The organism is Alkalihalophilus pseudofirmus OF4 (genome assembly GCF_000005825.2).
Taxonomy (GTDB): Bacteria; Bacillota; Bacilli; order Bacillales; family Bacillaceae_D; genus Alkalihalophilus; species Alkalihalophilus pseudofirmus.
Map to the genome: position 1 here is coordinate 90,353 of NC_013792.1, position 21,124 is coordinate 111,476.

Annotated in this window: 19 protein-coding genes; 3 read left to right on the forward strand and 16 right to left on the reverse strand. The window is 35.3% G+C overall.

Annotation, left to right across the window (positions count from 1 at the left end; all coding sequences use genetic code 11):
- Positions 1-303: 303 nt before the first annotated feature.
- The 8 genes from BPOF4_RS19650 to BPOF4_RS19685 all read right to left on the reverse strand — a co-directional run bounded on the left by BPOF4_RS19650 (position 304) and on the right by BPOF4_RS19685 (position 8,822).
- Positions 304-1,206, reverse strand: coding sequence for a F510_1955 family glycosylhydrolase (locus BPOF4_RS19650; RefSeq protein WP_012961004.1), 903 nt, complete (start codon positions 1,204-1,206; stop codon positions 304-306).
- Positions 1,207-1,452: 246 nt separating this feature from the next.
- Positions 1,453-2,163 carry a cytochrome c biogenesis CcdA family protein gene (locus BPOF4_RS19655; protein ID WP_012961005.1) on the reverse strand — a complete coding sequence of 237 codons (711 nt, stop codon included), beginning with the start codon at positions 2,161-2,163 and terminating at the stop codon, positions 1,453-1,455.
- A gap of 12 nt (positions 2,164-2,175) precedes the next feature.
- Positions 2,176-3,372: a c-type cytochrome biogenesis protein CcsB gene (gene ccsB / locus BPOF4_RS19660; RefSeq protein WP_012961006.1), complete on the reverse strand. Its 1,197-nt coding sequence runs from the start codon at positions 3,370-3,372 to the stop codon at positions 2,176-2,178.
- Between the two features lie 21 nt (positions 3,373-3,393).
- On the reverse strand, positions 3,394-5,001 hold the full coding sequence (gene resB / locus BPOF4_RS19665) for a cytochrome c biogenesis protein ResB (protein ID WP_012961007.1): 1,608 nt from the start codon (positions 4,999-5,001) through the stop codon (positions 3,394-3,396).
- 5 nt (positions 5,002-5,006) lie between these two features.
- The gene (gene resA, locus BPOF4_RS19670) at positions 5,007-5,537 is read right to left on the reverse strand and encodes a thiol-disulfide oxidoreductase ResA (protein ID WP_012961008.1); all 531 of its coding nucleotides are present in this window, start codon (positions 5,535-5,537) and stop codon (positions 5,007-5,009) included.
- Between the two features lie 391 nt (positions 5,538-5,928).
- Positions 5,929-7,323, reverse strand: coding sequence for a sensor histidine kinase (locus BPOF4_RS19675; RefSeq protein ID WP_012961009.1), 1,395 nt, complete (start codon positions 7,321-7,323; stop codon positions 5,929-5,931).
- An 18-nt stretch (positions 7,324-7,341) separates the two neighbouring features.
- Entirely contained in the window at positions 7,342-8,040 is a 699-nt protein-coding gene (locus BPOF4_RS19680) for a response regulator transcription factor (protein WP_012961010.1), read from the reverse strand.
- Between the two features lie 71 nt (positions 8,041-8,111).
- Positions 8,112-8,822: a hypothetical protein gene (locus BPOF4_RS19685; protein ID WP_012961011.1), complete on the reverse strand. Its 711-nt coding sequence runs from the start codon at positions 8,820-8,822 to the stop codon at positions 8,112-8,114.
- A 307-nt stretch (positions 8,823-9,129) separates the two neighbouring features.
- Between BPOF4_RS19685 and BPOF4_RS19690 the strand changes: the two genes are divergently transcribed.
- Positions 9,130-10,137, forward strand: coding sequence for a metal ABC transporter solute-binding protein, Zn/Mn family (locus tag BPOF4_RS19690; RefSeq protein ID WP_012961012.1), 1,008 nt, complete (start codon positions 9,130-9,132; stop codon positions 10,135-10,137).
- Between the two features lie 420 nt (positions 10,138-10,557).
- Here the strand turns inward: BPOF4_RS19690 and BPOF4_RS19695 are convergent, their stop codons facing one another.
- The 8 genes from BPOF4_RS19695 to istA all read right to left on the reverse strand — a co-directional run bounded on the left by BPOF4_RS19695 (position 10,558) and on the right by istA (position 18,681).
- Complete coding sequence (locus tag BPOF4_RS19695) at positions 10,558-12,132, reverse strand: multicopper oxidase family protein (protein ID WP_012961013.1); 1,575 nt, start codon at positions 12,130-12,132, stop codon at positions 10,558-10,560.
- 163 nt (positions 12,133-12,295) lie between these two features.
- On the reverse strand, positions 12,296-12,643 hold the full coding sequence (locus BPOF4_RS19700) for an AbrB/MazE/SpoVT family DNA-binding domain-containing protein (RefSeq protein ID WP_012961014.1): 348 nt from the start codon (positions 12,641-12,643) through the stop codon (positions 12,296-12,298).
- A 191-nt stretch (positions 12,644-12,834) separates the two neighbouring features.
- Entirely contained in the window at positions 12,835-13,767 is a 933-nt protein-coding gene (locus BPOF4_RS19705; RefSeq protein ID WP_012961015.1) for a metal ABC transporter substrate-binding protein, read from the reverse strand.
- A 28-nt stretch (positions 13,768-13,795) separates the two neighbouring features.
- A complete protein-coding gene (locus tag BPOF4_RS19710; RefSeq protein WP_012961016.1) occupies positions 13,796-14,674 on the reverse strand; it encodes a metal ABC transporter permease in 879 nt (292 codons plus the stop codon).
- Positions 14,671-15,417, reverse strand: a complete 747-nt coding sequence (locus BPOF4_RS19715; RefSeq protein WP_012961017.1) for a metal ABC transporter ATP-binding protein — start codon at positions 15,415-15,417, stop codon at positions 14,671-14,673. The genes BPOF4_RS19710 and BPOF4_RS19715 overlap by 4 nt, the downstream gene beginning before the upstream one ends.
- A 493-nt stretch (positions 15,418-15,910) precedes the next feature.
- The gene (locus tag BPOF4_RS19720; RefSeq protein ID WP_012961018.1) at positions 15,911-16,435 is read right to left on the reverse strand and encodes a hypothetical protein; all 525 of its coding nucleotides are present in this window, start codon (positions 16,433-16,435) and stop codon (positions 15,911-15,913) included.
- A 30-nt stretch (positions 16,436-16,465) separates the two neighbouring features.
- Positions 16,466-17,185 (reverse strand): IS21-like element helper ATPase IstB, encoded by a 720-nt coding sequence (gene istB / locus BPOF4_RS19725; protein WP_003320558.1) that lies wholly within the window; start codon positions 17,183-17,185, stop codon positions 16,466-16,468.
- Entirely contained in the window at positions 17,182-18,681 is a 1,500-nt protein-coding gene (gene istA / locus BPOF4_RS19730; RefSeq protein WP_012961019.1) for an IS21 family transposase, read from the reverse strand. Before istA ends, istB begins: the two co-directional genes overlap by 4 nt.
- 169 nt (positions 18,682-18,850) lie before the next feature.
- Here istA and BPOF4_RS19735 point away from each other — a divergent pair, with 169 nt between their 5' ends.
- Both BPOF4_RS19735 and xerS read left to right on the forward strand, forming a co-directional pair.
- On the forward strand, positions 18,851-19,684 hold the full coding sequence (locus BPOF4_RS19735) for a hypothetical protein (RefSeq protein ID WP_012961020.1): 834 nt from the start codon (positions 18,851-18,853) through the stop codon (positions 19,682-19,684).
- 49 nt (positions 19,685-19,733) lie between these two features.
- Positions 19,734-20,840, forward strand: a complete 1,107-nt coding sequence (gene xerS, locus BPOF4_RS19740; RefSeq protein ID WP_012961021.1) for a tyrosine recombinase XerS — start codon at positions 19,734-19,736, stop codon at positions 20,838-20,840.
- The last annotated feature ends 284 nt before the right edge of the window (positions 20,841-21,124 follow it).

Here is a 21,124-nt window from a genome sequence, read left to right on the forward strand (position 1 = left end):
ATGGAGTATTCATGTAAAACAAAGGGGAATTAAATGAATGTTCAACATCACCGTTCCCCTCCAATTTTAAATCCCCAAAAATTCATGGATATTATAAGAACATAGATTCCTTAAGTGAGATGGTGATTTGATTATGATTAAACGCAATAAAGCAGATAAATTTCGTCTATACCCACCCGATCAACAAGCTTTGTTTCATCCGCAATACCTTTGAAAGTAAAAAGAGGGATAAATGACTGTTTCTGTCATTTATCCCTTACTGTTTTCATTGATTTTTATCTTTACTCTTATTTAGTTACCTTTTTAATTCTTTCTTTTCCCCTCCTCTGCCAATAATTCCCATGACCTTCCGAAGTCATTTGTCTCATAAATACTTTGATTCATTGATCCAAGTACTAACTTTTGATCGTCAGCTGGGTGGTTACTAATATACATAATGTAATCATCGTCTATCTTAAAATTAAGAGATGCCCACGTTTCTCCAAAGTCTTCACTCAAATACAAGCCTTCCTTTTCTCCAAAGAGATAGGCTACTAACTCTTCTGAATCAGAATCAAGCGTTTGGAAAGAGCTAGCGCTAAGATTATTTTCTTTTAAAGCCCACGTTTGACCACCGTCAGATGATTCATACAGTCCTGTCTCAGTTCCTGCTAATAAGTAATCAGGAGATTGTGGATGAGACGTTAATGATAGAACGGAAGCTACAGGTCCTGGTAATCCGTCTGTATCAACCATCTTCCAATCATGGCCCCCATTTTCTGATCGATAGAGGTTTGAATTATATACATCGATTCCATACATCTTTTCCCGATTTCCCTCATTCACGTGTAGAAGGTGAAAGTCAACTTCCTCATAAAGGGCAATTGGTTCCCATGTTTCACCAGAGTCATGACTAATAATAACCCCTAATGGATCAACATAGTCAGACCGAATACTAGGATGTCCGCTTGAGATCATGACGTTCTCATCTTTTATGGTATAACCCATGAAATCATGCTGATGTTCTGGCTCACCAACTAATTCCCAACCAGATTCATTTATATTAAGTAAGCCATTATGTGTAGCCACAAAAATACTCTCGTCATGTTGTGAGTATTCTAACCCATGAATATGCATAAACGAGTCAACCTGGCTTGTGTCACTTGAGCATGCCGACATGACAAAAAAAGATAAAGTCAGTATGCTCACAATTAATCCTTTTTTCATTAACATAATCCCCTTTAAATCTATTTTTTGGTGAAGTTTAGTAACTTTTCTTTATCCCTCAATCCATAGAACGATACATTTAATTTTAACACGTTCTTCTCTTTTTTACCCGTTGCCAAATGTTCCTCTCAATTGGCACGAGGAGAGACTTCGCTTTACTAACCAAATAAATGGTGAAAAGTAAGCAATTACAACAAATCCCATTATAGAAATATACGACCGATTCCCCTAGTATACTATCTCTCTTTAAAAGCCCATAAAACCATTAAAAATATTGTTTACTAAATAAGAGGTAATTCTAGTCAACCAATCGAAATATAAAAATACACCAAATATGATCATTAAAATTCCGCCCAATTTCATAATGAGATTTGTATATTTTTTAATCCAATTCATTCTCCCAATAAAGAATGTCATCATAAAGAAAGGTATTGCAAACCCAATACTATAAGCACTCATATAAAGCATACCGGAACCCGGGTTGGTCATACTTAAAGCAATGACGGAAGCTAGGATAGGACCAATACAAGGAGTCCACCCAGTTGCAAAAGCAATTCCTATTACATAGGTTCCGACATATCCACTTGGTTTTTTGGAGAATTGGAATTGATGATTTTTCATTAGAAACGGCGGCCGGATTACTCCAAGAGTTACCAGTCCAAACAAAATAATGAAAATGGCCCCTAGTTGCCTAATAAGATTATTGTATTGCAAGAATAAGTCTCCTACTAATGTTGTGGACATTCCAAGCACAACAAAAATAGTAGAAAACCCTAAAATAAAGATGAACGTGTGTAACATAGCTCTTGGAGGTAGAAAACGACCTTTTTTCTTTATCTCATCCATCGTCATCCCAGTTATATAGGATAGAAAGGCTGGATATAAGGGAAGATTGCAGGGGGAAATAAAAGATAAAACCCCCGCTCCAAAAGCCAATAATATAGTTAAATCTGCCATAACAATCTCCTTTTAAGCGTATGAATGTAATCCTGCGATGACTAAATTAATAAATAGCAAGTTAAACATGATGATCCCAAAACCAATCACTAAGAGCCATGCGGATTTCTCACCATGCCACCCCCTTGATAGTCTTAAGTGTAAATAAGCAGCATAAAAAAGAAACGTTATAAGAGCCCAAACTTCTTTTGGATCCCAACCCCAAAATCGTGTCCAAGCGATTTGAGCCCAAATCATGGCAAATATTAATCCACCTAAAGTAAAGACTGGAAACCCAATAATAATCGATCTGTAACTAACTTCATCAAAAAGTTGTGGACTAACGTTTTTCAAGATAGGTTGTATCGCAGCTGCAATCCGTCTTCTTAGAATGAAACGTAATAGAAGATAAAGAATACTTCCTGAAAGGATTGACCATAAAAACGTATTAAACTTTCTTGGAGACTCCACTCCGTTCATCCAGCCGGGTGTTTCAAATAATGGGCCAAATCGGTTTTGATCAGCTGTTATTAATTCACCTTCATAAGGACCTACAATAGCCGGTAATTCATATTCAAGCTGTGCCTCCACTTCCCATTCATTTATCCAATTAAAAGTGACAGAATAATTATTTAATGAAAACACTCCCACCGTTATTGCAATGGCTACAGCACACGTAACCGAATAAATAACAGCCTCAAGCCAAAATGTTTGTTTAGAGCGTTTGCTTTGGTCAACAACACGTATGAGGTAGATTAAACCTGCAATAAATCCAACCCCTAGAATCCCTTGACCAATAGCAGTGGTTATCACATGAATATGAAGCCAGTAAGTTTGCAAGGCAGGTATTAAAGGCGTAACTTCTCTTGGGAATACTGATGCATAGGCAATGATCACAATTCCAACAGGCATTGAGAAAATACCTAATACCGGCTTCTTATAAATAAGATAAAGAATTAGAAACGCAAAAATAATGGTTAATCCTAAGAACGTGGTATATTCAAACATATTACTAACCGGAGCATGTCCAGCCGCAATCCACCTAGTGACAAAATACCCTAGTTGTGCTAAAAATCCTGCACACGCCAGACCAAAGCTGATCCATCCCCACCTCTTCGTTTTATTACCTAATGTACTATTTTCATAATAGATCGTAATAGAGAAAGTAATTGTCGCGAAAATGTAGATAAAAAACGCCGCGAGCAATAGATTACTACTTAGTTCGACCATGTTGTAACACTCCCAAACCACTTATTTGTCTTCTGTCCTATCGACCGGCTGTTCGAGCTCTGCCTCTTTTGCCACTTCAGCCATTTCACGTTTAAAAGCATACCAATTCTTATTCGTATGGCCTGCCATCATTACTTTCCCATTCTCTTCTTGTATCCAAATTCTTCGGTGAGTCCAATAGCTTCCTTGAACTAAACCAATCATAAAAATGAATCCTCCTATTACTAAAATGGGCAAAGTATAGTCTTTTCGAACAATCAGCGCAGATACATGTTTTGTCTCTAGATCAGATAACCTAATGGAATAAACATTTTCATCTGTAGGATCGAAATTACGTCCAATAGTTAAAAAACTTACTTCTTTTTTTTCTTGATTTGGACTATTCACTTCAAAGATAAAGGCAGGATTATCAGGAATCCTTGATTTGGTACTTGGAATTCCATCATTATTTAAATAATAGTCTGGTAGATAATCTTGTAATTTAACGTAGTAGTCATTAGGAAGATCATATTGTTGTTCAGGATAAAATAGATCAACTGTAAACTCTCCAATCGTTTCACCTGTTTCATCATGTTCAACTGTAAACATCATCTTATTTAACTCATGGAGTTTGTAATCAACTTGATATAGACCAAACCCATCAAATTTAAAGGGATCATTCACCCTGATTTGGTACGTATCCACTTCTTGAAGATCGCGCTGCGAACCTACTGGACCGTCATCGTTTCGTTGGTACAGTGTCACGTTTGTTTGATAGGTTTTAACAACAACTCCCCCTGCTCTATCAATCGCCGTTTGGAAGAGCTCGTCATTTTCATCGTATAATTCAACAATAAACTGATGATTTTCCAGATAGTATTCTCCATTTGTTCCTGGGATTACCTCCGTATCCCCTTCTCGAACCCAAAGGTGGTGATCAACAAACATTCCCGGAAAAAAGCGTAGCATCCCACCAATTAAGAAAATAATGAGACCAATATGGTTTATATAAGGTCCCCATCTAGCAAATCGGCCTTTTTCAGCTAAAATAGCGGTTCCATCTGTTCTAACGTTGTATTTCTTTCCCTTTAAACTACTCAACCATTTCTCTTTATTTGGCGCTATATCTAGTTGTGTTTCACTTACTAGACGCTGTTTCTTCATAAAATTGATGTGTTTATGGACACGTTGGTGTTTTAAGGAACGATATAAGGGAAAAAAACGATCCACACTAGCAATGATAAGTGAAACGGTCAAAGCCGCCATTAATAATAAATACCACCAAGATTGATACAGGTTATGAAAACCTAATTCATAATACACTTGTCCGAGAAACCCATATTGATCTTGATAGTACTCTGCCGGATTAACGGTTGGTGGTATATACATTTCCTGTGGAAGAATGGTCCCCAATGATGACGCTAGCAACAAAATGACAATAATCCAAATCCCTACTTTTACTGAGGAGAAAAAATTCCATATTTGATCAACTATCGTTTTATTGTAGGTTTGCGAACGTCTTGCCGCTCCTTCATAACGCATATTTAAAACTTGCTGATTTTCACTCGCGACTAATGGTTTGCCGCATCCTCCACATAAGTCTGTTCCTTGAGGATTTTGCTGTCCACAAGAACAGCTAAGGTTATTCATTTCAATCACTCCTGCGGTTTAATACTTTCCATATACTGTGCGATCGCTTGCTCTGTCATGCCTCCTGTAATGATGTTAATGATTTCCCCTTCCGCATTGATTAGAAATGTAGTCGGAAGTGGAATAACACCATAACGGTCTAATACTTGTTGTCCTTTATCCATAGGAATTGGGAACGTTAAGTTTAGTCTTTCTACAAAGCGCTGAACGGTTAATTCGGGTTCACCTACATTTACAGCAAGGATTTCAACTCCCTGATCTTTATATATCGCATATTGGTTTTCCATATAAGGCATCTCACGCTCACACGGTGGACAATATGTACCCCAGAAATTCAAAAAAACACCTTGCCCCCGGTAATCTTCAAGCTCCACCTCATTGCCATTAAGATCTGTAAGAACAAAATTTGGTGCTTCATCGCCTACCCGAACAGCTGCATCCGCATCTGAAAAAAAATTAGAATAAAATGTATACCCTATCGCGATTGCCATGATGAGCAAGGTCACTGTTCGGATAAATAATCGTCTAGTTTTCATAGAACTCCTCCTTTAAACCTACAATAGTTAAGAGTATAAAGAGAAATTGTGAAGGAATCATGGAGAAATGCTAAATTGGAAAATCTGTCACATCCTATTCATATAATCACTATGACATAAAAAATGAGCCCCTTAATATTAAGAGGACCCATTATAGTACTATTTAATATGCTTTGCCTTTTTGGTGTAGATTTTAAAGATCATATAAACGCAACTTACTAGGAAAACTGGAATAAGAGTATATAAACAAATGGTAATAAAGGTAAGACTAAGATGACGATGGGCTTCAGGTAGAATCCAAGTTGCTGAAATCGTTAAACATATAATTCCTAATAAAATAAAAACAAAAATAACTAGCCATTCTGCTTTCTTCAATTGGCTTCATCTCACTTTAATCCAAAATTTTGGGTAGAATAATAGTGAATTCAGTTCCTTCACCAACAGTGCTCTCCACCTCAATTGTCCCATTGTGTAACTCTATTAGTTGCTTCACAATGGACAATCCAAGACCAGTACCACCGAAAGCCCTAGACCGAGACTTTTCTACTCGATAAAAACGCTCGAATATATACGGTAGCTCCTCTTCTTCCATGCCAATTCCCGTGTCCCTAACCTTAATCTTAATATTTTCATCATTACTAACAGTATAAATTGTAATGGATCCTTCTTTCGTATACTTTATTGCGTTTTCGACTAAATTTATAAGAACTTGCTCCAATCTTAAAGGATCACCAAGCACTATACTGTCATCCTTATCAGATAGTCCACCTCGGTATTCTATTTTAAGATTTTGTTCTAGAGCTTTGTATGCCGTTTTCTTTACAACAAGTTTTATAATTTCATTAATGTTCACTTTTTTATGTTCAAGATTAAAACGGCCTTCTTCCATTTGTGCTAAGTCAAATAAATCATCGACTAAATAAGTTAGTCTTGTAGCTTCATGATCAATAATTTCAAGGTATTGGTTTCTCTCTTCTTCTGTTTTCCAACGCCCTTCACGCAAAACTTTTGAGTATCCTTTTAAATAAGTCATAGGTGTGCGTAACTCATGTGATATATTGGCAAAAAACTCTCTTCTTTGTTCATTTACACGTTGTAAACTGAAAGCTAAATCATTGATAGCACGTGCCAGTGAACCTAACTCATCACCTGATTTCTGAATAATACGTGTATTATAGTTGCCTCTAGCAATTTGTCTTGCAGCTTTTTCCATACTTACTAAAGGCTGAGATAGTTTTTTGGTAATGAAATAAGTAAGTCCAATCCCTAGAAATAAAGATCCAATCGCTGAGAGTTTTAGGAAATCTTGTACTTTTTTTATGGATTGTATGATACTCTCGAGCGAAGAAAAAACAATTACATGCCCCTTTGAATTATTAACATTTATATGTGAAGCAGTCGCAATATACGTTTTCCCATCAGAATCTTCAAATGAATTAGTCATATAGTGCTGCGAATCAGCAAAATGGATAAGGTTAAGAAGGTACCCTGTGTCATGATGACTCATCGAAAAATTCGATTGAGCCCAGACCTCTCCCTCATCACTAAGTGCTAGCATTTTTTGATTCGAGATTTTCGCAGCTACTTCCACAACCTCTAATCGGTTTTCAACAGTACTATCATTAATTAAATTAGCATATTGAGAAGACAGCATATGTGTTTCTTCTTGGGCTTGACTAACATAAAACCCATAAAAAATTTGATTCATGACAAAGCCTAACGGTAATATTATCGTAATTAATAAGAGTAGAATCGTAAGGCCTAATTTAATATCAATTCGATTCATAAGTTGTACCATCTCTTTTTATACAAATTTGTATCCAACACCCCATACAGTTATTATTCGATTATTTTTTAGGCCAGCAGCATAAAGTTTTGATCGTATATTTTTCATATGAGAGTCTACAGTTCTTTGTGCTCCTACATAATCCTCTCCCCAGATTAAATAAAGAAGGTCGTCTCTCGTATACACTCGTTGTGGATTTAAAGCGAGCTTATATAAAAGCTCGAACTCTTTTGCTGTTAATTCAACCAATTCATTATTCACATAGACACTTCTATTTTCATAATAAATAGATAATCCATCTTCAAATGCTAACTTTACTTCGTCTTTCTTTGCCTCAATTGTAGTTACTCTTCTTAGCAATGCTTTTACACGCGCTATTAATTCTTCTGGTTCAAATGGTTTTGTAAGGTAATCATCTGCTCCTAAATTTAACCCATCTACTCGATCTTCTAATGCCTTCCTGGCTGAGAGCATTAGTATAGGAATTGTTGAATACTCTCTTACGATTTTACATACCTCAAAACCATCAAGATCTGGCATCATAATATCTAGTATAATTAGATCATAATTATCTGGGTTATTCCGAATCTTAGTAATAGCTTCCTTACCCGTCGAAGCCTCAAATAGGTCAAATCCCTCATCCTTCAAATAAATCGATAAAAGAGTTCGCATTTGAAACTCATCATCAACAATTAAAATAGTTTTGTTTTCAATCATATGTTTAACCCCTTAGTATTTAATTTGAAACGAAATGGTGAAAATTATGAAAACACGTTATCATATTAATGTTAAAATTCTAATGTAAAAGGAAGTTCCCATATCGTTTCTGACAAATTTGCTCTTGAGATCATTAATAAAATTGTCTCAGGTAGTGGTTGAGCGAACTCAAATTCACCTTTCATCGTATTTAGATTTTGCTCAGTTCTAGATACCACTGGATAAATCCTCTCTCCTTCAAGCTCTATCGTTACCCCCATTCCTTTTGTTGGATGTACATCATTTAAATTTAACCTTAAATAGTTATCCTTTAGATCTATATTTGTTAGTATAATTCCGTCACTCATAACATTATTTCTATTCCCATCTATTTCAAAGGTCACTAATTTTTTATTGAAAGTTGGCTTAACGTATAACGAAAAAGATAGGAATCCTGCTAATTTTTGGTTTTCACTTTCACTTAAATAGAACTCGCGTATCATCACTTTCTCATCATTAACGAACTCTGTTTTTTGCTCCTCATTAATTTTGTAAAATTCATGACCATTAGCTAAAATGATCTGACTTGGAAAAGCAACAGCATAATCATTTTTGTTAATTCCGCCCTCCGTAATACTTTCCAGCGTTACTGTTAAGAAAAAACCATTCTCTACTTCCACGATTTCATCTATTACCACTTTTATATAACTGTTTTCATAAATATTTTGAACGTCTTTGGTATCTGGTTGTTGACATCCACCCAAAGTAATAAAAACGAATATCAATACTGATATTATTCTCACATTACTCCTCCTATAGCCCACATATATAAAGGGTTAACCTGTCAATTTATATTAAGTTACAATGATTTCCAATATTTTCAGAGAGTAAATATTACTAGTCGCACTATTATATTTCCCCTAGATAGAAACACTGCTTTTATTTGATATAACAATAGAAGATAAATGTGGAGAAAAGATGAAGATAAAAAAATAAGATATTACCTTTTCAAAAAAAACACTGTAATTATTTAGAAACACATACTTTCTACACATTTTCTAGTTAACATCCAAAACGTAACAATTTCGATTTAGAAAAGGAGACAAGATTATGAAAATGAAGCTTACGGTTTTACTACTATTATTTTTCATCGTTATTCTTGGTGCATGTAACGCATCAAATAACGAGGAAGAATTAATAGACGGTGAAACAGAAAATACCATTACAGAAGAAGTCTTAACAGTTGTCACAACTACTTTTGTTTTAGAAGACTTTACTCGGAAAATTGGTGGAGAACATGTTGATGTGATCAATGTAGTTCCTTTGGGCGCAGATGCTCATTCGTTTGAACCGACAGCTAGACAAATGATCGAAATAATGGAAGCAGATGCGTTTGTATATAACGGAGCCGGCTTTGAAGGCTTTGTTGATGCGGTACTAAAAAGTATGGAGAAGGAGGACGTTGTAGCTCTTCAAGCTTCTAATAACATTCCTTTAAGAGAAGATGATGATGAACATGTGGATGTTCATGAAGAAGACGAACACAGTGATGAGAACTTGGATGTTCATGAAGAAGACGAACACTTGCACGCTGGAGTCGATCCGCATGCTTGGCTTGATCCGGTATATGCCCTGCAATATGCTAAGAATATATATGATTTACTTGTTCAATTACAACCTGAATTCGAAGAGCAATTTACAGAAAACTATACTAACTTAAAAATTGAATTAGAAAATTTACACGTTGAATTTGAAGAAATGGTATCTACTGCTGAACGAAATCAATTTATAGTATCTCATGCTGGCTATGGATATTGGGAACAAAGGTACGGGCTTGAACAAATTGCAATATCTGGACTATCACCTACAAACGAACCGTCTCAGCGTCAAGTTGAAGAGATTCTTGAACTAGGTCAGTCTCTGAATCTTACTCATCTGTTTGTTGAACAAAATTTCACATCTAAAATTGCTGAAATGATAGCTGACGAAATTGGTGCTGACATATTATATTTACACAACCTTGAAGCAGCAACACAAGAAGATATTGATAACGGCGAGAACTATATAAGTATAATGAGAGGGAATATTGAAGCTTTAAAACAAGGTTTAAATAAGTAAGAAATTAGAATCTCATTCATTTACATTAGTAGGCAAACACATTTCAAATTGATTTGTGTTTGTTTATTTTTCACTAAAACAACTTTATAAAATCATTCTTATTATAATTCTAATCCTAGTTAAGGTTGTGAATTTCAACTTAATTCAGATAAAACGGCAGTGGTGGCATTGTAGTATGTTATAATAATATTTTGAAAATCCCTCCATAAACTCAACGTTTGTTTAGTATCGTATCATGCCCCCCAATCTACATTTTTTAATTACAATTTAAAAAATGATCGAGTCCCCCTTGCTTTAAACGTTAACTCTACAGAACAGAACATCACTATTTTATTATTAAAGTAAATTACCCGAACAATAAACCGAAAACGGCCTATCATTCGAGTAAATTTCATTTTAATGATTTTTAACTAATAGGGATTACTCTGGTGTATTTGGAATAGTTGGATCTAATGTGAAAGTTGGTTCGTATCCTTTGTAACGAACTTCTGCTACCATCCCACCGCTCGCATGATGAAATTCATGACAGTGGAACATCCAATTCCCAGGGTTATTAGCCTCGAAGACGATTTCGTATGTTTCACCAGGTTTAACGTTTAACGTATCCTTTAGAATCGGAGATCCTTGAATTGGGTTTCCATCTTTCGAAATTACGTTGAAAAACTCTCCGTGCAAATGCATTGGGTGATCGACCTCTGTATCGTTTACAATGGTAAACTTAACAATGTCACCTTCTTCTACTTCATAAATTTCATGGTCAGGAAATTGTTTGTCATTAATCGTGAAGGTCTCACCTCCATCTTCCGTTCCAAGAAGCATATCATACTCTTTTGTAATAACTCCAAGATTCTGTTCCATCGCCTGTCCATAAGTAGTTAAATCAAAAAATGAATAGTTTGAATCATTCTCTTGTAATTCCTCATCTTCATAACCATCATAAATAACAGGAATTACAGTATTAAGAGTTTTCTCATTTTCTTCAGCAAATACTTGTATTCCCCACGCTCCAGGGTTTTTCATTTCTACCTCAACTTCATAGCGTTCTGCAGGTGCAATTCGAAAAGCTGTATCATTTAAAAGTTCTGGTCCATTTACAGGTTGGCCATCATAGTGTGTAATTTTAAAAGAATGACCCGGTATAGATACTACTTGTGTGAATAGCCCTGCATTCACAAAACGAAGTTTGACTTTATTTCCTTCTTCTACTTCAATTGCTTCAATTGCAGGTGAAGCCTTACCATTTATAAGTGGTGTGTCATACATTTCATTCATCATATCTGCATGACTTAATTCACTTGCAACACCGTCCATATCACCGTGATCCATATCATTCATTTCACTCATGTCCATGTCACCGTGGTCCATTTCACTCATTTCACCCATGTCCATGTCACCATGATCCATTTCACTCATATCAGTTCCCATTGAAGACCATTCATCAATTACAATTACTTCATCTACATCATATGACTTATCAGCTGACGACTCAACAATAAAGACCCCATAAAGACCTTTCCCAACTTGCTTTGAACCATCTTGGTGCGAGTGATACCAATATGTTCCTGGTACATCGGCCTGATATTCATAAGTGAACTGTTCGCCAGGCAGTATTGCATTTTGTGTTACACCAGGAACACCATCCATCTCATTCGGAACCGGAAATCCGTGTAGATGAAGAGCAGTAGGTTCGTCTAAAGAATTGGTCACATTTAAAATTACAGTATCTCCTTCTTGAACTCTAATTTCTTGACCAGGTAAACTTCCATTATAAGTCCATGCATCATCCATGATTTCATCATTGAACATCCAGTGAGTTTCTGTAACATTTATGTCAAAAACTCTCTTTCCATCTTCTGTTGTCGCTTCCTGTGTTTGTTCTTCCTGCTGAGATTCACCATGTCCCATCGCAGAATGGTCAACAGCATCATTTGAGCAACCGGCTATAACTAAAGACAATGCCAGCGCTATACCAGCTAATCCGTATGGCTTTTTCAATGTTTATTTCCCCTTTTCCAAAAAAATTTAATTACGTTCTCAAAAATAAGTCTAATAAAAAAGTATATAGAATTTATGAAGAAATAAAATTAAACTGCATCTTCATAAAAACGTCACACTTATTTTTCTCTGAAAAAATAAACAAAAAGCTAAATTACGCCAATCAATTTTCCTTTTTTAGAAGGATACAATTATCCTTTATTAAAAGATATATGTGAAATACATCACCTTTACACAGACCCAAAGCTCTTGTTAATTCTGTAGGAATACGAATAGAGCCTCTTTCACTCACTATCATTTTATTATCAAGAGAATGATCGGAGTTTTTTTTAATAATTAGATCTTTTAAGCCATCTGCTAATCCTACTGCAACCTCTTCTCCAGGTAAGATATTTAATTTCCTCCTAATTGAACTGGGAATGGTAATGTGCTGCTTATCCTTAAGACTACACATCAAATTACTATCAGCTAATTCTTTAACTTTTTCTTTAAAATTACTACTTATTAACATTAATCTCACCTCATTTCAATGACTATTAATAGAATAGGATTGAAATTTAAAGAAAGTGTGAAGAAGTTGCAAAAATTTTATTGGTACATTTTGTGAACTAATTTTTGCTTAAATAGTTTTTAACCAATTGACGATTCATAAGAAAACACATTACCCTTTGTACGGATAATGTGTTTTCTTTAAAACATAAATCACTTACTTAAACCTTCAATAATTACATTAATGTTTGACTCCATCATTTTTAAATAAGTATCCCCATCTGTTCCTTCTTTTCCAAGAGAATCTGTATAAACAGTGCCTACAATAGGTACACCCGTTTCTTGTGATACAGTTTCCATGGTACGGCGATCTACACTTGTTTCAATAAAAAGAGATGTTATCCCTTTATCTCGCACTAGATCTATTACATCACGCATTTGTTGAGGAGAGCCTTGATTTTCAGAATTAATTTCCCAAATATACCCTGTTTCTATGTCATAGGCGGCACCAAAATATTTAAATGCCCCTTCACTTGTAATTAAAAATCGCTTATTCTCATCGATAGTCGCAATGCTTTCAATCGCTTTCTCATGCAGTTCGGATAGCTCTTGTATATATTGAGTAGCATTTTCTACATAAATACTCTCATTCTCGGGGTCTTCTTTAATTAATGCATCGCGTATATTTTCAGTATACGTAATTCCGTTACGCAAATCGAGCCAAGCATGTGGATCAGCTTCCTCTTCTAAGCCTTGGGATTCTAAAAGAATCGGTACTACTCCTTCACTCACTAGATAAACGGGTGCATCCTCATCTCCTTTTCCAGCAACTTCAATTAACTTCCTAAACCATCCGTTTCCTTCTTCTAAGTTTAACCCATTATAAAAGACAACATCTGCATCAGTTGTTTTCTTAACATCCTCTGGAAGTGGGTCATATTCGTGTGGATCTGCACCGATGGGGGTTAAATTATAAATTTCTACTATATCTCCTCCGACATTTTTTGTAATATCATAAATAATAGAATAAGTCGTGACAACCTCCAATTTTTGATTCGTACTTTCTTCTTGACCAGTCGGTTTACTACCACATGCCCCAAGTAAAAACAGTGTAAGAATTGTAGTAATAAATAATAAATTTCTCATATTTCCTCTCCCTTTTACGAATATTATTTTAACCATTTGATTGTGTTACCAGCGCTCTATTTTTTCGAGCACGTAAAGAACGCCATAACAACCCTTGTTTAGGTGATAAGAAAAATGCCATGGCAAAAAATGTACTTGCTACAACGACAATCGTTGGTCCAGAAGCTAAATTATACGAAAAGCTAAAATAAAGACCAATTATTGAAGCAACAACGCCAAAACCAGCTGCTAGAAAAACCATAATCCCCAAGTGATTCGTCAAGAGGTAGGCAGTTGCTGCAGGTGTTATTAACATCGCTACAACTAATACAATCCCGACTGTTTGCAATGAAGCAACTGTAGCCATTGTTAAAAGGGCCATTAACAGATAATGTATGATTTTATTAGGTAAGCCATAAGCTGCTGACATAGTAGGATCAAAGGTCGTAACAAGTAACTCTTTAAAAAATAGATAGACAGATAGTAATACTATGACTGTAACAATTAAGGTCATCCACATTTCAGAGGTAGGGACAGCCAGAACATTCCCAAATAAGATATGGTATAAATCGGTGCTACTTTGCAAGAAAGTAATAACGATAATTCCCACTGCAAAAGCAGCAGTAAACATGATGCCAATCGATGTATCATCTTTAATCCGACTATTTTGACTAATATAGCCAATGGCAATCGCTGTAAGTAAACCAGTCACTACAGCACCATAAAAAATATTGATTCCTAGCATATAAGAGATCGCAACCCCTGGAAGAACAGCATGCGAAATGGCATCCCCCATTAAGGACATCCCTCTTAAAATGATAAAACAACCTATAACTCCACAAACAATCCCTACTAGAACTGATGTAAGTAATGCTCTTTGTAAAAACTCATATTGTAAAATAGACTCATAGAAAGCAATTATACTCATGATATTGTCATCCCCATTTCTTCTAAAAAGGATAATTGTCCATGGTAAGCTTTCGAAATTATCTCTGGTCGACATACCTCGTGTACAGATCCATATTTGATTAGTTCTTTATTTAGTAACAACAACTCATCAAAATACGCACCTGCTTTACTTAAATCATGATGGACAATGAAAACGGTTTTTCCTTCATCTCGCTGTTCACGCAAAATGTTAATAATGGTTTCCTCACTTGTCACATCGATCCCGACAAATGGTTCATCAAGAAAAAACAATTCTGGATTTTGAGCTAACGCCCTAGCAACGAATACTCGTTGCTGTTGCCCACCCGATAACTCTCCAATTTGACGCTGACTATACTCTTTCATCCCAACTTTTTTTAAACATTCATAGGCCCATTCTCTTTCTCTTTTCTTTGGTCGTTTAAACAAGCCAAGTTTCGGATATGTTCCGATCAAGACTGTATCAATCACTGTAATAGGGAAGTCCCAGTCAATAGTGCTACGTTGAGGGACATAGGCAATTTTCTCCCGCATTTCCTGAATCGATTTACCTGCGATGTTTATTTCACCCTTATCTTTTGGGATCAAATGCAACAGTGATTTTAATAAAGTTGACTTTCCCGCCCCATTTGGACCGATGATTCCAACAATTTCCCCTTTTTTTGTGGAGAATGATATATTTCTTAACACTTCTTTTCCGTGATAGGAAACATGTAAATTCTGAATTAATAATATGTCGTCCAACGTTTTTCACTCCTTTTAGTTGTTTGATGATTTGCATATAACTTACAAACTTTCACTAAGGCAACTTTTCGCCAAAAATAAAAGGTTCTACAGGAACACCTCTAATAAATTAATTTATGTATTTGCATTAACGAAATAAACTTGTACTTGTAAATTTATTTTTCCCTAGTGCAACTTTAATACCATTATATTCACTCTATTTCTAATTTACAACCTAAATATTCTGTTTATGATTGTCTATTTTAAAATAAGTCTGCAAAAAAAAGAGTCGAATCGTAGTTACTATGCGATCTGACTCTTTTTTTGCAGACTTATTCTCTTTCTACTAGAATAAACCTTGAGAATTTGATCTTTTGCTACCTGTTATAACTCCTCTTTTCCGCCGACTAGACAAGTACACTATTGAATCGTAGAAAATATTCCAGTTCAAGTAAGAAGTATGATTGGTTCCAAAATGAATAAAGTCAGCCTCAGTTTCCACTTGCAAAACTATTTATATTCTATCTATAGCATCTTTTAAAGGGTGTTTATTTATTTCTTCAGTTGTATTACTAACTCGAGTAGTTGTTTTTGATGGGCAGATTTTTTGATAATCTATATTTATAGTTGCACATTCCCCCCATGAATGGAATACAAAAGGCCCTCCTTTGACAATAGGAACCTCTATGATAAAGGGTTCTATATAATCACCATGAGTAACCAGATCCGGTATATCAGCTTTTCCTAAACTAAGTTGTTCCAGTATATAATTAAAGTAGTTAATAGCTAAATGATAAACTAAACGTTTTAGGAGTTTAATAAATTCTTGAACATTATCTAGGTCGGTAATTTCAAACATACTATTAAGGTCATCAGTTAATAAATACAGAAATTCTCTATCTACATGATTAGCATAGTCAAGTCGCCTTTTGTATAAGCGATCTGAATATGATTGTGAATTATCTACATCATAGATCTGATCAAAACCTTGGATTGCGTATCGCTGTATTTGGCAATTAAAAAATGTACCAAATGGCAATTAAATATGCATGCCACTTGTCACTTCAAATTATTGATGCAATAAAGACTCTTTATAACGAAAACTATCTCCTTTAAAAACAAGTAAATGAGAATGGTGAATCAGGCGGTCAATGACAGCTTCTGTTAGAATCGGGTCGCCAAAAACATGATTCCATTGACCGAATTGAAGATTGGTTGTAATCACTATACTTCGGTTTTCATAACACATAGAAATCACTTGAAATAAAAGCTCTGCTCCTTCTTTGTTTAACGGAATATAGCCGAGCTCATCAAGTATTAAAAGGTCTAGCTTTTCGATTTGTTTCATCAGCTTTGGTAGAGTGTTTTTCTGGTTTGCTTCAATTAGTTTATTAACCAAGCCTGCCACTGTATAGAACTTTACCTGGCTGCCAAATCTATGTATGGCATTTAAGGATAGTAATGTTGCCAAATAAGTCTTTCCTGTACCGACACCACCGTATAAAATAAGGTTTTCCCTCTCCTTAATAAAGTCACCATTAATGACAGCTGTACGTTCAATTCCTTGTGGAATTTGTATATGTTCCCATTGGAAAGGAGTAGAACCTGTCTTCGGTAGCTGAGCTTGACTTAGTAATAAATTAACTTTTCTTTCTTCCCGATTTTGGACTTCCTTTTCAAAAAGCTTTAATAGGTACTCTTCATTTGTTTCTGCTTCTATTTGATTAAAATTCTCTCTAATCCAACTTAACTTTAGTCGCTTTGCGTAGGCTTGTATTTGCTCGTTCATTCACTCGTACCCCCTTGAAAAAAAGCATCGTAATGAGAAAGCCCACGAGTTGCGCTAGGTACTGTTGGAACATTAAGACGAGGAGTAATCGCCTCATAAGATGTACCTTGATTTAGTAGAGAATAGAAACAATGCTTGATTTGATCCGCACTAGGATGACCATGTGAAGAAGCTAACTCTAATGCCTCATTCAATAAAGTAAAATCATCATTTTTTAAGAGCGTAGCTAAAAGACGTAAAACTTCTTTCTGCTCTTCTTCTGTACAATCTCTTAAAAAGTTGGACCATTCAAGGGGAAATTGGTCATATAAACTAGAATATTTAATTGCCTTTGGACGTTTTGATAGTAAGTGTAAATATGGTTGCCAGTTCATCGACCTTCTTTTTACTCCATATAAACGAGAATGCTTTACAATAACCTGACGTTCTTCGTTCAATACAATAATAGAGTTATAGGTTACACAAATATTTATGCGCTGCTTGGCAAATCTAGGCGACGTTGAATATTCCTTGTTATCGATGTTTATAATCCCGTATTTATCTGCCTTCACTTCCTGATAACGCACACATTCAAACTTCTTCTCAGGAAGGATAAGCCATTCCTTTTTGTCTTCCTTATATAACTCTGATTGAAGCGTTTCTTTTAAGTAGTGTGGACGATTTCGGTCTTCCTCTGCGCATTGCCAAAGTGTTTCATTAAATTGGTCGAGATCCACTATGGTGCACTCGGGTAAGAAGAAGTTATTTCGAACATATTTCACCATTGCTTCAACGTGTCCTTTTTCATTCCCCTTCCCAGGATTACAAAATTCGTAACTGAACCCATAGTGTAAGACAAAACGTTCAAATGTATCAGTGAGTTCACGTTCACCCTTACCTTTTATCTTTTTCACGGCGGGGGATAAGTTATCGAATCGTATCGTTGTCGGCACACCACCCATATAGTGAAACATACGTTGTAGACCCTCTAGTAAACACTCAGTGTTTTCCGAAGGAAATACCTGAAACAGGAATGAATTACTGTACGGAAATGACATCACTAAATACGGTAGGTCTATTATCTCTGATTCATATAAGAAGGGTGCTGTACCAAAATCAACTTGTGCTGTTCCTGGTATGGATTCAAGAGGTAATGAAGCTCCTTCTATATATTCTTTTAGCTCTTTCTTCCTTCTTGAAACATAGTCACGAACTGTACGTGCAGAACCTTCGAAGCTATGAAACTTAACTAACTGCTCGTACATTCTTTTGGCAGTTCTATGATTCTTCTTTTTCTTTTTTAAGTCTTCTCGAATCCACTTATCTAAAATAGGCTTCACTGGATCCATCACTCTAGAGCTTCTTTTCTGTGGTTTTTTTACTGGAAACTCTTCTTGATTCGCATACTTAGAAACTGTACGAGGATCCAGTTCCATCTTTCTTGCCACACTGGAATAAGTTCCACCTTTTTGATTCACTTCATGTCTGATATAATCAATTTGTGCCACTGCTAACATCTCCTAATAGCCTCCTGTTAAACGTTGTTGGTCCAACGAGGAGTTTAAAGTTATTATGAGAAGTTGACAAGTGGCTTTTTTAATTTGTGTAGGGCCCTCCGGGCCCTACACAAATTAACTGCCATTTCCTACATATTTAGTTTGCCATAAACAGTTTGCTTTCATATCATTGGTTGTAGGTTTTATTCTTGTTTATTTTTTAGAAATTTCATTTGTAGACCTAGCTCCATATGGGGACTTTATTTCAGGAAGCACAATTCCCTTTTTCACAATTATAACGATCTTATATATTATTAGAACAATCAACCTTCAAAAAAAGCAAATTATTCTTCAACAAACAGAGGTAACTTTGCTTAGGGAAGAAATAGAATCTGCAAAAACTGCTTTACAGGAACAAAGTAAAACTACAAGAATGCAGCGTTTTGAAAGTACTTTCTTCACACTAATAGAAGAACTAAAAAAAACTATTAATAATTTAGAAATTGCGAACAAGGCAAGGATTTATAAAGGAAAAAAGTGTTTAGAAATTATGCAAGAAAGGTTACATGACAAAATGGAAGCTACTGTAGAAAGTAAACTATCCGATAAGGAAAGTTTCGAGAAGGAACTAAATAACAAGTTTAAGAATTCTACTATTCTTTTTTATGGTGATATAGCTGAGAAATGTTACTTAGAGTTGGATAAGACTGATGAATATTCTTATTTTTTAAACAATGTACAACAAACCCTTATGATAATAGCCAAATATAAAGGCTTGATGGAACCGTGGGAAGAAAAATTCTATACTGAATATCTCATTCAACAAGTAGGAAATGCAGGAATGTATTTATTTACATATAACACAATTCTTAGGTTTGATTCGGACTGCTTACCAATAATTAGAGAATTAAATATTTTGGAATTTTCTAATAGATATTCAACACCGAGCCCCTCTGACTATGATTTATTTAAGACAGTCGTAGAAGAAGATCTTGACGTTACTACTAAATTTAACTTTTCATGATAATTGGATTATACGAACAATTCGACAAAAAACGACAAGGAGGTAGCTTATGTCTTCTAAACAACATGAATACTACGAAAAAAGATTACTAGACTTAATGGATAAAATGCCCCCTTACATCATTGAATACTTGGATTCTCGCTTAGACTATCGCTCCTCACTTACCCTATTTAACTATGCTCGTGATTATCAGGAGTTTTTGAATTGGCTGATTAGTGAAGGGATATCCGAGGCAAAAGATATAAAAGATGTGTCAGTGGAGACCCTTGCTAACCTCTCCTTACAAGAAGCTCAAGCCTTCTTCAAAACCATGCTGCGAAGAAAATACTTGGTTTCTAAGAAGTCTGAGGAATATAAACAGGTACAGGAAAAAACGGTTAACCGTATGAAATCAGCCCTTAGAAGTCTTTTTAAATATTTAACGGTCGAAGCCGAAGCTGAAAATCATGAACCCTACTTTCATCGGAATGTCATGCAAAAGATTCCTGTTCATAAAGTCATAGAGTCACGTAGTGAACGTGCTGCTAATATGACAAGTAAAATATTTGTAGATAACGCGGACGCTGACTTCTTACATTATGTCCAGAAGGAATATGAACAAACGCTTACGAAGGGTCAAACACGTTATTTCAAAAGAGATAAAGAGCGTGATTTTGCTATCCTTTCTTTATTTTTAGGATCAGGCATTCGCTTAAATGAGTTATCTAATCTTAAACTGGGCGATGTAGACTTTACTCAAAGGCTCATACGAGTCATACGCAAGGGAAATAAGAAAGATTCGGTGACCGTTATACCAGAAGCCTTAGAAGATTTAGAAGCTTACTTAGAGATCCGGAATGAACGGTATAACGCAGATAGTGATCCAAATGCTTATGTATTTATTACTAAAGGGAAAAATGGCTATTCCCCTCTCTCTAATCGAGCGATCCAAAAAATAATTGCTAAGTATACTGAATCCTATGATAAGCGTATGTCGCCTCATAAACTAAGACACACGTATGCTACCAATCTTGCAGAACAAACGGGCGACATTCCGCTCGTTATGACACAACTCGGGCATAGTTCACCAGAAACTTCCCTTCTTTATATCAATACGAGTTTAGAGAAAGCGAAGAAAGCTGCTGAAGAGATGGGGAAAAGGAGAAAAAGAAAATAATGTTCCCCTCTCCTATCCTGTTAGAAGTTTCGTAAACAGTATAGTCAGGCAGTAATAAAAGCAAAATAAATAGTAGAAGCTCAAAAATTTATGCTTCTACTATTTATCATTACCTGATCAAAAATAAAATATACTGTTATTATTATATTACCTTTTTTGATTGGAGCTAAAATATGTTAACAGTTATTTCTTCAACTATAATTCTCGGTATCTTAGTATTAATTAATGATAGCATTTACAGAAAGTTAAAATCTAACGTACCTAATGAAAAGAAAAAGTATGAA